Source organism: Clostridium pabulibutyricum, from assembly GCF_058242705.1.
This window is the reverse complement of record NZ_JBZAYZ010000001.1, coordinates 497,610-511,884: the sequence shown is the minus strand read 5'-3', so window position 1 is coordinate 511,884 and position 14,275 is coordinate 497,610. Positions and strand designations below refer to the sequence as shown.

Annotated in this window: 14 protein-coding genes; 1 reads left to right on the top strand and 13 read right to left on the bottom strand. The window is 35.1% G+C overall.

The window, feature by feature from the left end:
* The 5 genes from rsmD to dpaL all read right to left on the bottom strand — a co-directional run bounded on the left by rsmD (position 1) and on the right by dpaL (position 6,130).
* On the bottom strand, positions 1-567 hold the full coding sequence (rsmD, locus tag AC4CVH_RS02610; protein WP_490786157.1) for a 16S rRNA (guanine(966)-N(2))-methyltransferase RsmD: 567 nt from the start codon (positions 565-567) through the stop codon (positions 1-3).
* 75 nt (positions 568-642) lie between these two features.
* Positions 643-2,679, bottom strand: coding sequence for an ATP-dependent DNA helicase RecG (gene recG, locus AC4CVH_RS02605; protein WP_490786156.1), 2,037 nt, complete (start codon positions 2,677-2,679; stop codon positions 643-645).
* Positions 2,680-2,734: 55 nt separating this feature from the next.
* Positions 2,735-4,372 carry a DAK2 domain-containing protein gene (locus AC4CVH_RS02600; RefSeq protein ID WP_490786155.1) on the bottom strand — a complete coding sequence of 546 codons (1,638 nt, stop codon included), beginning with the start codon at positions 4,370-4,372 and terminating at the stop codon, positions 2,735-2,737.
* A 16-nt stretch (positions 4,373-4,388) separates the two neighbouring features.
* Positions 4,389-4,739, bottom strand: a complete 351-nt coding sequence (locus AC4CVH_RS02595) for an Asp23/Gls24 family envelope stress response protein (RefSeq protein ID WP_490786154.1) — start codon at positions 4,737-4,739, stop codon at positions 4,389-4,391.
* A 161-nt stretch (positions 4,740-4,900) separates the two neighbouring features.
* Positions 4,901-6,130, bottom strand: coding sequence for a diaminopropionate ammonia-lyase (gene dpaL, locus AC4CVH_RS02590; protein WP_490786153.1), 1,230 nt, complete (start codon positions 6,128-6,130; stop codon positions 4,901-4,903).
* Positions 6,131-6,463: 333 nt separating this feature from the next.
* On the opposite strand from dpaL, the gene rpmB reads away from it, so the two are divergent.
* Positions 6,464-6,655, top strand: coding sequence for a 50S ribosomal protein L28 (rpmB, locus tag AC4CVH_RS02585; protein ID WP_490786152.1), 192 nt, complete (start codon positions 6,464-6,466; stop codon positions 6,653-6,655).
* 141 nt (positions 6,656-6,796) lie between these two features.
* On the opposite strand, the gene AC4CVH_RS02580 is transcribed toward rpmB, so the two are convergent.
* The 8 genes from AC4CVH_RS02580 to rsmB form a co-directional block, all read right to left on the bottom strand.
* Entirely contained in the window at positions 6,797-6,967 is a 171-nt protein-coding gene (locus AC4CVH_RS02580) for a hypothetical protein (RefSeq protein ID WP_490786151.1), read from the bottom strand.
* A 73-nt stretch (positions 6,968-7,040) separates the two neighbouring features.
* On the bottom strand, positions 7,041-7,676 hold the full coding sequence (locus AC4CVH_RS02575; protein ID WP_490786150.1) for a thiamine diphosphokinase: 636 nt from the start codon (positions 7,674-7,676) through the stop codon (positions 7,041-7,043).
* Positions 7,677-8,327, bottom strand: a complete 651-nt coding sequence (gene rpe / locus AC4CVH_RS02570; RefSeq protein ID WP_490786149.1) for a ribulose-phosphate 3-epimerase — start codon at positions 8,325-8,327, stop codon at positions 7,677-7,679.
* Between the two features lie 34 nt (positions 8,328-8,361).
* Positions 8,362-9,231, bottom strand: coding sequence for a ribosome small subunit-dependent GTPase A (rsgA, locus tag AC4CVH_RS02565; RefSeq protein WP_490786148.1), 870 nt, complete (start codon positions 9,229-9,231; stop codon positions 8,362-8,364).
* 30 nt (positions 9,232-9,261) lie between these two features.
* Complete coding sequence (pknB, locus tag AC4CVH_RS02560) at positions 9,262-11,142, bottom strand: Stk1 family PASTA domain-containing Ser/Thr kinase (protein WP_490786147.1); 1,881 nt, start codon at positions 11,140-11,142, stop codon at positions 9,262-9,264.
* Positions 11,117-11,863 (bottom strand): Stp1/IreP family PP2C-type Ser/Thr phosphatase, encoded by a 747-nt coding sequence (locus AC4CVH_RS02555; protein WP_490786146.1) that lies wholly within the window; start codon positions 11,861-11,863, stop codon positions 11,117-11,119. The genes pknB and AC4CVH_RS02555 overlap by 26 nt, the downstream gene beginning before the upstream one ends.
* A 3-nt stretch (positions 11,864-11,866) precedes the next feature.
* Complete coding sequence (gene rlmN, locus AC4CVH_RS02550) at positions 11,867-12,916, bottom strand: dual-specificity RNA methyltransferase RlmN (RefSeq protein ID WP_490786145.1); 1,050 nt, start codon at positions 12,914-12,916, stop codon at positions 11,867-11,869.
* Between the two features lie 10 nt (positions 12,917-12,926).
* Positions 12,927-14,255 (bottom strand): 16S rRNA (cytosine(967)-C(5))-methyltransferase RsmB, encoded by a 1,329-nt coding sequence (rsmB, locus tag AC4CVH_RS02545; protein WP_490786308.1) that lies wholly within the window; start codon positions 14,253-14,255, stop codon positions 12,927-12,929.
* Positions 14,256-14,275: the final 20 nt, after the last annotated feature.

Sequence of the window (14,275 nt, the reverse complement as noted above, 5' to 3'; positions counted from 1 at the left end):
TCAACAATCCTCCCCGACTTTTCTATAAACACAAACGGTAGTTTTACCGTACTTCCTACTATCGTTCAAAGGAATCGCATGCGTTCCCTTGTATATGTCTTCTCTTGTATCTATTTTGGTCATTATTATGCCATTATCTTTTAAGAGATTATTATCGTCTATTATTTCAACAGCTCCAGGAATCATATTTTTTCTGTAAGGTGGATCTATGAATATCAAGTCAAACTTGACTTCTTTTTTTGCAAATTCCGTAAGTGCTCCATAAGAATCTTTATTAAAGCAAGTACACTTGTCTTCAAATCCCAGTGAACTTACATTTTGCTTAAGTATGGAAAATGTTTCACTGTTTTGGTCTACAAGGAAACAATGTTTAGCCCCCCTGCTAACAGCCTCAAGTCCCAAACTTCCCGTTCCTGCAAACGCATCAAGAACAACCGCATCAGGCACTTTCATCTGAAGAATATTGAACATGGCTTCCTTGACTCTGTCTAAAGTGGGCCTTGTTGTAGCATATCCTTCAGGTGACATCAATTTTCTTCCTTTGGCAAGTCCCGCAATTATTCTCATAAATATTCCTCCCTGGCAACACGTTATGTATATTATCTATAATATTTTAACATAAATTTGTGTCTTTAACAAAAATTAATTAAAGCAAATATACTTTGATGTTCTTTCAAGCCCCTGAAGCATTTCTTCCTTGATTTTTTGATCTTCTTCAGATCGGCTTTCTATAAGTTTCCTGGCTTCAAAATTTGCTGCCTTGAATACATTTATATCTTCTACAAAATCTGAAATTACAAGTCCATCCTCTCCATGTTGTCTGAATCCAAATATTTCTCCCCCACCTCTTATTTTCAAATCCTGCTCTGCTATAAAAAAACCATCCGTACTGCTTTTCATAATATTCATCCTTTTTCTTATTATATCATTCTTTATATCAGCTAAAAGTATACAATAGGATTTGTACTTTCCCCTTCCAACTCTCCCTCTCAGTTGATGAAGTTGTGCAAGCCCGAATCTTTCGGAGTTCTCTATTATAATAAGTGAAGCATTTGGAACGTTTATCCCAACTTCTATTACAGTTGTAGATATTATTACTTTTGTTTTTCCTTCCTTGAACTTGTTCATTATTTCATCTTTCAAAGCTGGTGCCATTTTTCCATACAATATATCTACATCTATATTCCTGAAATAAGTATCTTTGAGCTTTTCGTAAAGTTTTTCAACAGATGCAAGTTCATCGCTCTCGCCTTTTTCCACAAGAGGACAAACTATGTAAACCTGTCTTCCATTTTTTATCTCCTTTAACGCAAATTCATAAGCCTTTCTTTCAAACTTCATATCAATATAACAGGTTTCTATTTTCTGTCTGCCTGGAGGAAGTTCGTTTATCACAGATACATCAAGATCTCCATACATATAAAGTGTGAGTGTTCTTGGAATAGGTGTGGCCGTCATTACAAGGATATCTGAGTTTTTACCTTTTTCAAGCAGCTTGTTTCTCTGCATGACTCCAAATCTATGCTGTTCATCGGTAACTATAATACCAAGCTTTTTAAATTCAACATCTTCTTCTATAAGGGCATGAGTTCCTATTACAAGATCTATAGTTCCATCCTGGATTTTCTTTTTTATATCTTCCTTTTCTTTCCTTGTACTGCTTCCACACAACAATGCAATACTCACATTGAACTTTTTAAAAATCAAATTGCTGTCCGTATAATGCTGTCTTGCAAGTATTTCAGTAGGTGCCATCAGTACAGCCTGAAACCCGTTTTTTATAACATTAAAAATTGCAATCAAACATATTATAGTCTTTCCACTTCCAACATCTCCCTGAAGAAGCCTATTCATTCTAAAAGGTTTTTTCTCATCTATTAGTATTTCCCTCATAACTTTGTTTTGGGATTCTGTAAGTTCAAATGAAAGTGAATCTCTAAGTCCAACGAGTTCCCTGGAAATTTTGAAAGCTGTTCCATTCCTGTTTTTATTGTAATACTCCTTCACCATGAGAATTTTCAATGAATAGGTAAAAAGTTCTTGAAATTTAAGCCTTCTCCTTGCTTCCTTCAACAATTTTACACTTGAAGGCGAATGAATTTCACGAAGTGCGGAATCCATACTAAAAAGTTTATATTTTTTTACAATCCACAAAGGCAAATTTTCTTCAACTTTTATCTTTGAAAGTACATGCGATATCAATTTTACAAGCATATTGTTTGTAATTCCGCTTTTAAGAGGATATATCGGAAGTATTCCCCCTTCTGATACTTTTTTAGAGTCCTCTTCAACCTTTACTGGATTCATTATGCTTATACTTCCTCTAAACTCCTGAAGCTTTCCAACTATCGTATAATTTGAGTTCACAACAAACTTTCTTTTCATATAGGGCTGGTTGAACCACTTTCCAAGAAACGTACCGTCTTCATTTTCAAACACTATAGTCGTTATCACCCTTCCAGTTTTAGTCCTTATATCTCTCCCTATGGACTTTACGGTACAGTTAAGTATAACTTTACCATTTCCATTTCCCACATTGTCGTAGGTACATACATTTCTATAATCACGTGGAAAATACAGAAGTAGATCAAGTATTGTAAATATACAGCATTTGTTCAAACTTTCCTCCGTTTTCGGACCTACACCTTTCAAATTTCCAACAGCATCATAAACATTCATAAAATCACCCGACCCTTTATACTACAAAATAAAAAAAGCCGTATCATGGCTTTTTCTATTCAACCGAAACTATAAAATAATAGAGCGGCTGTCCTCCATTATAACTCTGAACGTCCATATCCGAATATTTTTCTTCTATACCTGATACAAATTCATCAACACGTTCAGTATCACATTCACTTCCATAGTAGATGCTTACAAGATCTTTATCTTCATCTGACATTTTATCTATTATTTTTGTGCACACTTCAAACATGTCAGATCCAGACTCAATTATCTTTCCTTCTACAATTCCAATTATATCGCCCTTTTTAATCAACTTTCCATCCATATCCGTATCACGTACCGCATAAGTTACAAATCCAGTGTCAACCTGTTTTATAGATTCCTCCATGGATTTTGTATTAGCCTCAACATCAAGATCGGAATTAAAGGATGTAATGGCAGTTATCCCCTGAGGCATAGTTTTTGCCGGGACTATTATCACATTCTTGTCGCTCAATTCGCAAACCTGTTTTGCCGCCATGAATATATTTTTATTGTTTGGAAGTACAAATATATTTTCGGCATTCACTTTTTGAACAGCCTCAAGTATATCCTGTGTGCTTGGATTCATCGTCTGTCCGCCTTCCACAATATAGTCCGCACCAAGATCCTTGAATATGTTTTTAAGTCCTTCTCCGATAGTTATACAAACAAAACCGTATTTTTTAATCTCTTTCTGTTCGTCATCATATTTTTCTTGATTTTTTTGAGTATGCCCATCTATACCAAGGACATGCCTGTGTTCCTCTCTCATGTTGTCTATTTTTATTCTAGAAAGTTCTCCAAGCTTTACCGCTTGTGACAGTACCCATCCAGGATCATTCGTATGTATGTGAACCTTTATTATGCCATCGTCACTTACAACCACCATTGAATCCCCAATGCCAGACAATCTTGCCTTGAACGCATCTGAATCGGCATCCGAATGGATTAAAAATTCAGTGCAGTAGCCATATTTTATATCATCATCATTTATATTTTTAACTGCTGATTCTACATTCGAACTTTCAAATTTCTCAAGTTCAACATCCGAAACTCCATCTCTCAAAGCTGCATACATTCCCTCAAGTATTACAAGAAGGCCTTTTCCTCCTGAATCAACAACATTCGCCTTTTTCAAAACGGGAAGCATTTCAGGAGTTCTATCAAGCACCTCACTGCATCGTTTGCATACTTCCTCTAGGAGCATGGTAATATTGCTTTCATTGGATTTCAATGCGCACTTGCCTGCAGCTCCTATTATAGTCAGTATTGTACCCTCTGTAGGTCTCATAACAGCTTTGTATGCAAATCTTGCTCCTTCGGATATACTTTGTGCAAACTCAGTTGAATCCACTTCGTTTTTTCCTTCAAGACCTTTTGCAATGCCTCTCAATATTTGTGAAAGTATAACACCTGAATTTCCTCTTGCGCCCATAAGTGCACCTTTTGCCAGTCTTTTTGCCATCCGCCCCAGAGATTCATCTTTCATTTCACTTATCTCCAACACAGCCGCTTTCAACGTCATGGACATATTACTTCCTGTATCCCCATCCGGTACAGGAAAAACATTAAGCGAATTTACAATATCTTTCTGCTCGCAAAGTGCATTGCTTGCACTTGCCATCATATTGTAAAAACAATGTCCATCTATCTTTAAGTAATCCATTTTTATAAATTCCTCCCTAGATTCTAACACCTTGAACATTTACTGTAATAGTAGAAACTTTAAGTCCTACATAATTTTCTATATTATATTTTACCTTCTGTATTATATTTTTTGCAATTACAGATATCTTTGTTCCATATTCCACCATTATATAAAGTTCCACAAGGAGTTCGTTGTCTTTTGAACGCACCTTTACCCCTCTGCTCAAGCTCTCTCCTTTTATGAGTTCCCAAAGGCCGTCCTTTGCATTTTTAGATGCCATTCCAACTACACCATAACATTCCATAGTAGATATTCCAACTATGTTTGCAACACTTTCCTCTGAATAATCAATCTGTCCCATTTCGCCTTCAATGCTTCCTATCATATTCGAACCTCCTTTTATACTATAGGTTTTATATAAACATATTTTATATTAAATAAAATATTAATTCAAGAAAATATCCGCCGGACTAAAAAAATCTGACGGATATTTAAAACTATTCCATTATTTTTCAGACAGTCTGCGACCCTTACGCCACCTTAAATTTATCGATAACTCGAGCATTTTCCATCCCATACTATACTTCTATAATTTTCAGGATAAGTATCTCCCTCCGTACTTATTACAAGTATTCTCGAATCTCCATCCAGCTTTAATTTTTCTCTGGCATCTTTAAATTCATCCTTTTGAAGAATAAGACTCAATAATCCCATACCAGCAGCACCAGATTCGCCGGATACAATTTTCTCATCTCCATCAAGCGGATTTGCAAGTATTCTCATTCCCCTTGCAGATACATAATCGTCACAGGATGCATATGCCGAAGAATAATCTCTGAGTATTTTCCATGAGATAGTATTCGGCTCTCCACAAGCAAGCCCCGCCATAATAGTTTCCATGTCACCCGTTACAGGATGTATTTTCCCATCGCCTAAAGAAGCTGACTTATATATGCAGGCCGCAGTACTAGGTTCCACAATTACAGATATCGGACTGTCATTTGAGTATGTATTCACAAGATAACCAAGCATAGCTCCTGCAAAAGACCCAACTCCAGCTTGAAGGAAGACATGCGTAGGCTTGTCATATCCTAATTCTTCAATTTGGGTATATGCTTCATCCATTATTGCGGTATACCCCTGCATAATCCACGTTGGGATTTCTTCATAACCCTCCCAGGCAGTATCCTGAACCATAATTCCACCAATATTGTCTGCAACTTTCTTTGCATATCTTACGGCATCATCATAATTCATGTCAGTCACACTTGCCTCTGCCCCTTCTTTTTTTATATTGTTCAATCTATCAAGAGCTGAACCTTTGGGCATATACACTATCGATCTGAACCCGAATTGTCTTGCAGCCCATGCAACTCCTCTTCCATGATTTCCATCCGTAGCTGTTACAAATACAAGATCCCCAAGCTTGTCTTTTACTTTACGGGAACTTAAAACTTCAAAACTTGCATCTTTTATATCTATTCCAAGTTTGCTGCATATGCACTTGCTTATGGCATAACAACCTCCAAGAGCCTTAAATGCATTCAATCCAAATCTCTTTGACTCATCTTTTACATATATATCTTTAACTTTAAAATATCCTGCAAGGTTTTTAAGTTCTACAAGTGGTGTCAGTTCATATTTAGGGAAAGTTTCAAAAAACCTTCTGACACTCTGTGCATTTTCTCTTGAAAGAAAATTTGTATAGCATATGCCGTCCTTTACAACCTTGTTTCTATCATTATATATTATATCTATATCCTTGCCGCAATTCATTTTATTAATCCCCCTCTAAAAATAAGATTTTAAATATTGGCCAAATCAGGTTCAGTAATAATTAACTATTATTACTATAATAATATATTATAATATGAATTTAGAATAATACAAGGTACAAATCCAAAAATTGACTATATTATTTGAGCTTTTTTTAATTTATATATAAATAATAGCCTGTATTTTTTAAAATATATTAAAACAGATTTAAATAAAATAAAAGCGTTAAAATGACTTTTATTTAGAATAAAATAATTTTTTGATTATTCTCTTGCATGAACTTATAATATTATGGTAAAATAAGTACTGTTTGAGTTTAGGGAGGTGTTTGTAATGTCGAAGAAGTGCGAAATATGCGGAAAAGAAGTTATATTTGGTGTACAATATAGCCACTCACACCGTCAATCTAAAAGAAGTTGGGCTCCAAACGTAAGAAAAGTAAAGGCAATAGTAAACGGAACTCCTAAAAGGATTCATGTTTGTACAAGATGCCTTCGTTCAGGAAAGGTTCAGCGTGCTATATAAGAAATAAAAAATGCAGTTGTCAAACAGCAATTGCATTTTTATTTTTTATGTTTTTTTATTTCTTTTTTCTTCTAAACAATTTTAAAATTGCAGACAAGACTCCAGGAAGTTTTACTGTAATAATCTTCATAATACATCCCCCTATTTATAATTTCCTATCAAACACCATCCACAGTAAATAAGGACTGCTCCTCCTGCTATTATCCATCCCCATATAGGTATAATAACTGTAAGCAGTAAACCGGCCCCTATCGATAAGACAATCAATCCTATTTTCTTTTTTGTCCTTCTTCTTAAACATTTCTTTCCCACAGCTATTATCCTTTATGACTTACTTTATACTATTATATGTTTTATAACTAAATATTGTTACCAAAAGTTTTTTTCAATCATAACTTCTAAACAGCAATAAAAGTCCATCTTCAAACGCAATTTCAACATCGCAACTTAAAAATTCATTTGATACAGTCCTTGAGTCGCCAAGTCTAAGATCATAATTTTCAAGCTTGTACCTTGCTCCTCTTATGTTCAAATTTGAAACTTTATCGCAATATGCATAAAGTGAAAATGTATCTCCCTTTGTACCCTTTATTATGCTTGTTCTGTGAAGTATCTGTATAATATTGTTCCTATCCTTTATATATGCCTTTATCCCTTTATCAAGGCTTTTTTTAAGCATTCCGATACTACCCATTATATGATCCAGTCTTGTTCCCGTACAGCCGAGAAATACTATTTCATCTGACTCCATTTCAACAGCCTTATAAAAAGCAGCTTCAGTATCTGTAAAATTTTTTTCTGAAGGATAGCTCTGTACTTCAACACCACGATTCTTAAAAAATTCAAGCACTTTTTTATCTATGGAATCAAAATCTCCTAGAAGAAAATCAGGAACCATATTATACTTATACAAACAATTTGCACCACTATCTGCACATATTAAAAGCGAACTTGAATCAAGTTCGCTTTTTAAAAGTTCAAAAGAAGGTGCCTCTCCTCCCGATACTATAACTGATTTCATTTAAAGTTCACCCCTCAGAGAGGCAATGTTGTTCTCTATGTCATTGTTCTTGAAAACAGCCGAACCTGCCACAATTACGTTTGCACCACTGTCCACAACTTTGGATATATTGTTTTTTCCTATTCCACCATCAACTTCAATCATAAGATCCTTTTTGTATTTTTCACCAAGCTTCTTCACACATTTTATCTTGTCATAGCAATACTCTATATATTTTTGTCCTCCAAATCCAGGATTTACAGACATTACGAGAACCATATCCAGGTTTGAAATTATATATTCTATATTTTCAACTTTTGTTGCCGGGTTAAGAGCCACTGCAGCCTTTACTCCAAAACTCTTTATATAGTTTATAGTCCTGTCTATATGCCGGTCCGCCTCGAAATGCACCGTTATTATGTCAGCCCCTGCTTCGGCAAAATCCTTTACATACCTTGACGGATCTTCTATCATGAGATGAACGTCAAAGGGTATCTTGGTCCTATTTCTTATAGACTTTATAATTGGAATTCCAAACGATATATTAGGCACAAACATACCGTCCATTACGTCAATATGAATCATGTCAGCATTACACTTATCCAATTCGTCAATACAGATGCCCAGATTGGCAAAATCTGCAGACAAAATCGATGGTGCTATTTTTACCATAAAATCTCCTCCTAAGCACATTATAATATTGTGTCTACCAAGTATTTCTTTTGTTTTTAATTATATCTTCAAGCATTTTTATATAAAAATTGTATCTTTCCCTGTCTATTTTACCCTCTTCAACCATGGATTTTACTGCACATCCAGGCTCCTTGTAATGTAGACAAGTATTAAATTTGCAATTTTCAATAACGTTTTGAAACTCGGGGAAATATCCCTGAAGCTCATCTTTATTTACAAAACTCATATTCAATGATGAAAATCCGGGAGTATCAACCAAAAATCCCCCACACAGTTCTATAAGCTCACTATGCCTTGTAGTATTTTTCCCACGCTTCAGTTTTCGACTTATAACTCCAGTTTCCATCAGTTCCATACCTGCAATTTTATTCATTATTGTGGACTTTCCAACTCCGGAAGGCCCACATAAAACACTCGTCTGATTTTTCATAAGTCTCTTTATTTCATCTATGCCAATTCCTTCTTTTGCCTGCAAAAACACCACTTCATATCCTGCATTTCTCATCATTTCAACTAAATGACCTCTTTCACAGCCCGGATCAAGATCTACCTTGTTCAAGCATATAATAATTTTCAAATTGCAGGCCTCACAATTTACAACTACTTTATTTAAAAGTTCCTCATTTATTTCAGGATTTTTAACCGCAAAAACAACAAATGCCTGTGTTACATTTGCAACACTTGGCCTTGACATAACCGATCTTCTTGGATAAATCTGCTCTATAACACCCTTATCTCCATCCATTGAAATGCATACCTTGTCTCCAACCATTGGGGAAAACCCACTATACCTGAACTTTCCTCTTGATTTGCATTCAATTGTTATTTCACCGGATTTTACATAGTAAAACCCGGCTATTCCTTTGATTATAGTTCCATCCATAATTTCTCCTATAAAAATATTTATTCACAGCTACTCATTACCCTGTGTTGTAGAACCTTGATTTCCATTGCCACTACCCGTTGTACCACCATTTCCACCGCTGTGATTATTGTTTTGGGAACCACCACCACTGTTAGTGCCTCCTCCATTGCCGCCTTTATCATTATCTCTGCCGTTTCCACTACCAGAACCTGAATCTCCATTTGTATCCTGATCATTCTGCGGCTGTGAATATTTATAGCACGTTAATGTGATTGTAGTACCTTCCTTCATTGAACCTGATTCACTTTGGCTTTTAACTACTCCATCCTGTGATTTATCCTGTGTTGTTTCATATTGAACAGAGTAATTTATTCCGCGTCCAGAAAGTATCGACTCTGCCTCACCAATACTCTTTCCTTCTACATCTGGAACAGTAACATATTTTGTTTCCGGTCCACTGCTTACAACAAGATCAACTGATGAGCCTTCGGCTATATCTGAACCTGATGCAGGATCCTGGGTTATTACATAACCGTTCTGCACATCATCGCTGTATCTGTAACTCACATCTCCAACCTTCAACCCACTCTGGGATATTATATCTTTGGCAGTATTGTAATCAACATTTACAACATTCGGAACCGTAAGTTTATCCATACCCCCGCTTACAGTAACCCTGACTTCCGAATTTACCTTAACCTTAGTTCCCTCGTCTGGTGAAACTTTAAGCACGGTTCCTTTATCCTTGTTGCTTTTCTCCTTTGATACAACTACGAATTTGAGTTTTTTTGCCTCAACAGCATTCTTTGCATCACTCTGCTTCATACCTATAATACTCGGAACTGTGGTTTCCGCACCATATCCTTTAATGTAATAAGAATATCCCAATATGGATCCAACAACAATAGCAAGCATTATCATAGCAGCTGCAAGAATATTTTTCTTTTTTCTTGAATCCAGTATCTTGTTCTTCTTTACACCTTCCGATTCATCATATTCCTTATCATCATCATATTTTTTATCTTCTTTATCCTCAAGACTGCTGACATCTATAGGGTCCATTATTCTTGTCATGTCTTCTTCAATATCATCATCAACAATATTAGGAATTTCATTGTTTTGTATCTTTTTAAGATCCTTCAACATGTCACTCATGGTCTGATACCTTTTTATCGGTTCCTTCTCGACCGCTTTCAGCACAAGTTTATTCAAACTGTCCGGAATACTTTCATTGAGCTGATTTGGCGGGACTACTGGTTCTTGTATATGTTTCAATGCCACTGAGACAGGACTTTCTGCATCGTATGGCACTCTTCCTGTAACCATTTCATACATTACAATTCCAAGTGAATAAATATCAGTTCTGAAATCAACAAAGCTCCCTTTGGCCTGTTCGGGCGAAAAGTAATGTGCAGAACCCATTATTTTATTTGAATTGGTTATTGTTGAAGAATTGGATGCTTTTGCTATGCCAAAGTCAGTAACTTTAACGACTCCCTCTTCAGTTACAAGAATATTATGTGGTTTTATATCCCTATGTATGATATTGTTCTTGTGGGCACATTCAATGGCTTTTGCTATTTGAATAGATATTTCAACAGCCTCTGCCGACTCAATTCTCTTTTTTTCTCTTATAACCTGCTTTAATGTCTTTCCTGCCACATATTCCATAACTATATAGTTTATGTTGTCCTGACTTCCTACATCATATATATTTACTATATTATTATTTAAAAGACTGGCTGCCGCAGTTGCCTCCCTTTTAAATTTTTCAACAAATTCAGTATCATTCGAAAATTGTTCTTTTAAGATTTTGACTGCCACATTACGATTCAACAGATGATCCTTGGATCTATATACTACTGCCATTCCACCTTCACCTATTTTTTCAAGCAGTTCATATCTATTTCCCAGCATCGTTCCTATCATCTTTACACTCTCCTTCAAATACAATAACCGATATATTATCCCTTCCACCTTTAAGTTTGCTAAGTTCCACAAGTTGACTGCAGGCATTTTCGTTATTGTTGTTTCTCAATATAATATCATACATTTCACTCAAACTTACTTCATTAGATAAACCATCTGTACACATAAGAACTTTTTCCACATCTCCAAGAGCTACATTGAATATATCAACCTCAACCGACTTATTTGTTCCAAGTGCCCTGGTTATTATATTTTTGTTTGGATGTATGGCTGCCTGTTCTTCAGTTATACTTCCTTCATCTATAAGCTGCTGCACTAGAGAATGGTCCTTCGTGACTTTTGTTATACCATCCTTCTTCAAAACATAACAACTGCTGTCTCCAACATTTCCTATTATCATCTGGCCATTTTTAACAAGGCATACAGTTATAGTTGTCCCCATTCCAGCCAATTTTTTATCCTTGTTTGACAGTTCAAATATATTGGAATTTGCTTTGTCTATTGCTAAAAGCAGATCATCTTTCATGTCAGTTAATTCACCAACGGATTTCATATGTTCAATCACAGTTTCCACGGCAAGTTTGCTCGCCACTTCCCCTGCATTATGTCCGCCCATTCCATCAGCTATGACATATATAGTAAAATCTGCCCCGTTGTAGTAGCTCACATAATCTTCATTTAATTTTCTAACCTTGCCCACATCTGATAAGATCCCTACCATTTTTTACACCCCTTCTACTTCTTTTTTAGACTCAAGATATTTTCTCCTAAGCTGACCACAAGCAGCATTTATATCTGAACCCATTTCTTTTCTTATAGTAGTTTCTATTCCATTTTGAGATAATATATGCAAGAATTTTTCAATACTGTTCTTGGATGATTTCTCAAATCGCTTTTCCTTTACTTGATTTACCGGGATCAGATTTACATGGCAGATCATTCCTTTGAGAAGCATTGCAACCTTCAAGGCATGCTGACTGCTGTCATTTACTCCATTTACAAGGGCGTATTCAAATGAAACTCTTCTTCCTGTTGTTTTTATATAGTATTTGCATGCATCAATTATTTCACTTATAGCATATTTGTTGGCAATAGGCATCATTTGTTTTCTAAGTAAATCTTCTGGAGAATGAAGCGATATGGCAAGAGTTATTTGAAGCTTTCTATTGGCAAGCTTTATTATCTCGGGGACCAAACCGCATGTCGATAAAGTTATATGCCTCTGCCCTATATTCAAACTGTAATCGGAATTAACTATACTTATGAATTTCACAACATTATCATAATTGTCAAGAGGCTCCCCGCTTCCCATAAGAACTACATTTGAAATCTTTCTTTCAAAATGCATCTGTGCGGCAAGTATCTGTCCAATTATCTCACCCGGAGTAAGATTCCTCACCATCCCATTTATAGTGGATGCGCAAAATGTACACCCCATCCTACATCCTACCTGAGTTGAAACACATATTGAATTTCCACGATTGTAACTCATTACAACTGTTTCTATTACATTCCCGTCATTATACCTATACAAGTATTTGAAAGTATCTTTCTCTTTTGATTCATACATCCCCACGGTTTCAGGAACTTCTATGTAAAAATTTTCTTTCAAAGATGTTCTCAGTTTTTTTGGAATATTTTTCATTTTTTCAAAATCGAAAATGTTATTTTTATATATCCAGTCCATGATTTGACTTGCTCTAAATGAATTTTGCCCATTTTGTTTCAGCCAGTTTCTCATTTCTTCTATATCAAAATCCAAAATATTAATCATATAAATACACCTATCTATGTTTTATCATTTTTGCTACAAAAAATCCATCCATATTTTCATCTGGAAGTACTGTTACACATCCATTTCTATGGTATATTATATTATCTTTCCTTCCAAAATCAAGTTTTTCCAAAGTAAATTCCGAATTGTTTTTTAAAAACCACTCAACATTTTTTTCATTCTCATTTTTGTTCAGAGTACACGTGGAATATACAAATACTCCTGATGGTTTCACATACTCAGCCGAATTTTGCATTATCTTTCTTTGAACTCCAATTAGATTTTCAAGTTGTTCCATACTCTTATTCCACTTTATCTCCGGCTTCTTCCTTATTATTCCGATTCCTGAACAGGGAACATCTGCAAGAACCCTATCAGCTTTTTCTTTCATATTTAAATTACAATTACATGCATCAAAAATGCCTGCTTCTATATTTTTTATTCCAAGTCTTTCTGCATTTTTTGCTATAATTTTTATTTTATTTTCATATATGTCAAAAGCAAATACTTTTCCTGTGTTTTCCATTACTTCTGCCATATAACACGTTTTTCCTCCTGGTGCACTGCACACATCAATTACTGTCATGTTTTTTTCTAGATCCATTGCCATAACCGGAAGCATTGCGCTTTCGTCCTGAACGGAAATCATTCCATTTGAAAACAAAATATTTTTTTCTATATCGCTTCCCCTGTCTATTACTATTGCATCACTGCACAGCTCCGGTTTTCTTAAATTATAACCATTTTGAACAAGTTCATTCCAACAAGATGTAAAATTTGTCTTCAGACGATTTACCCTAACTGTAACTTTTGGGATACAATCAAGTCCTCTTAAAATTGCCTCGGCAGTTTCAATACCATATTGACTTTTAAACAAATTTACCATCCATGGAGCAAATGAATATTTAAAACAAAGTTTTTCAACATCTTCCCTTTCTTCCAACTCAATGCTTTTTCTCTTTCTTAAAAAATTTCGCAAAACCCCGTTTACAAGTTTCGAAAGCCTTGAATATCTTTTCTTTGAAAGTTCCACAGCCTCATTTACAACTGCAAATTCCGGTATTTTGTCAAGATATATAATTTGATAAAGAGATGTTCTAAGTACATTCTTTATAAAGCTATTCTGCTTTTCAATATCATTCTTTAAAAATTTATCAAGTATCCTGTCTATGGTATATTTATACCTCAATGTTCCATATACTATTTCAGTAACAAGTGCCCTGTCCCTTACGGACAGGGTACTGGAATTCAATTTCTTTTTAAGTGCAAGATTTGAGTATGCTCCTCTATAGAAAACATCTTCAATAATTTCAATTGCTGTAAGTCTTGCATTTTCCACATTTTTTTTCATATATAAGC

What these genes read in the sequence shown, in the direction of transcription:
- rsmD (WP_490786157.1), bottom strand. Translation starts at nt 567, where the DNA reads ATGAGAATAATTGCGGGACTTGCCAAAGGAAGAAAATTGATGTCACCT.
- recG (WP_490786156.1), bottom strand. Translation starts at nt 2,679, where the DNA reads ATGAATGTTTATGATGCTGTTGGAAATTTGAAAGGTGTAGGTCCGAAA.
- AC4CVH_RS02600 (WP_490786155.1), bottom strand. Translation starts at nt 4,372, where the DNA reads ATGGATTACTTAAAGATAGATGGACATTGTTTTTACAATATGATGGCA.
- AC4CVH_RS02595 (WP_490786154.1), bottom strand. Translation starts at nt 4,739, where the DNA reads ATGATAGGAAGCATTGAAGGCGAAATGGGACAGATTGATTATTCAGAG.
- dpaL (WP_490786153.1), bottom strand. Translation starts at nt 6,130, where the DNA reads ATGAATTGCGGCAAGGATATAGATATAATATATAATGATAGAAACAAG.
- rpmB (WP_490786152.1), top strand. Translation starts at nt 6,464, where the DNA reads ATGTCGAAGAAGTGCGAAATATGCGGAAAAGAAGTTATATTTGGTGTA.
- AC4CVH_RS02575 (WP_490786150.1), bottom strand. Translation starts at nt 7,676, where the DNA reads ATGAAATCAGTTATAGTATCGGGAGGAGAGGCACCTTCTTTTGAACTT.
- rpe (WP_490786149.1), bottom strand. Translation starts at nt 8,327, where the DNA reads ATGGTAAAAATAGCACCATCGATTTTGTCTGCAGATTTTGCCAATCTG.
- rsgA (WP_490786148.1), bottom strand. Translation starts at nt 9,231, where the DNA reads ATGGATGGAACTATAATCAAAGGAATAGCCGGGTTTTACTATGTAAAA.
- pknB (WP_490786147.1), bottom strand. Translation starts at nt 11,142, where the DNA reads ATGATAGGAACGATGCTGGGAAATAGATATGAACTGCTTGAAAAAATA.
- AC4CVH_RS02555 (WP_490786146.1), bottom strand. Translation starts at nt 11,863, where the DNA reads ATGGTAGGGATCTTATCAGATGTGGGCAAGGTTAGAAAATTAAATGAA.
- rlmN (WP_490786145.1), bottom strand. Translation starts at nt 12,916, where the DNA reads ATGATTAATATTTTGGATTTTGATATAGAAGAAATGAGAAACTGGCTG.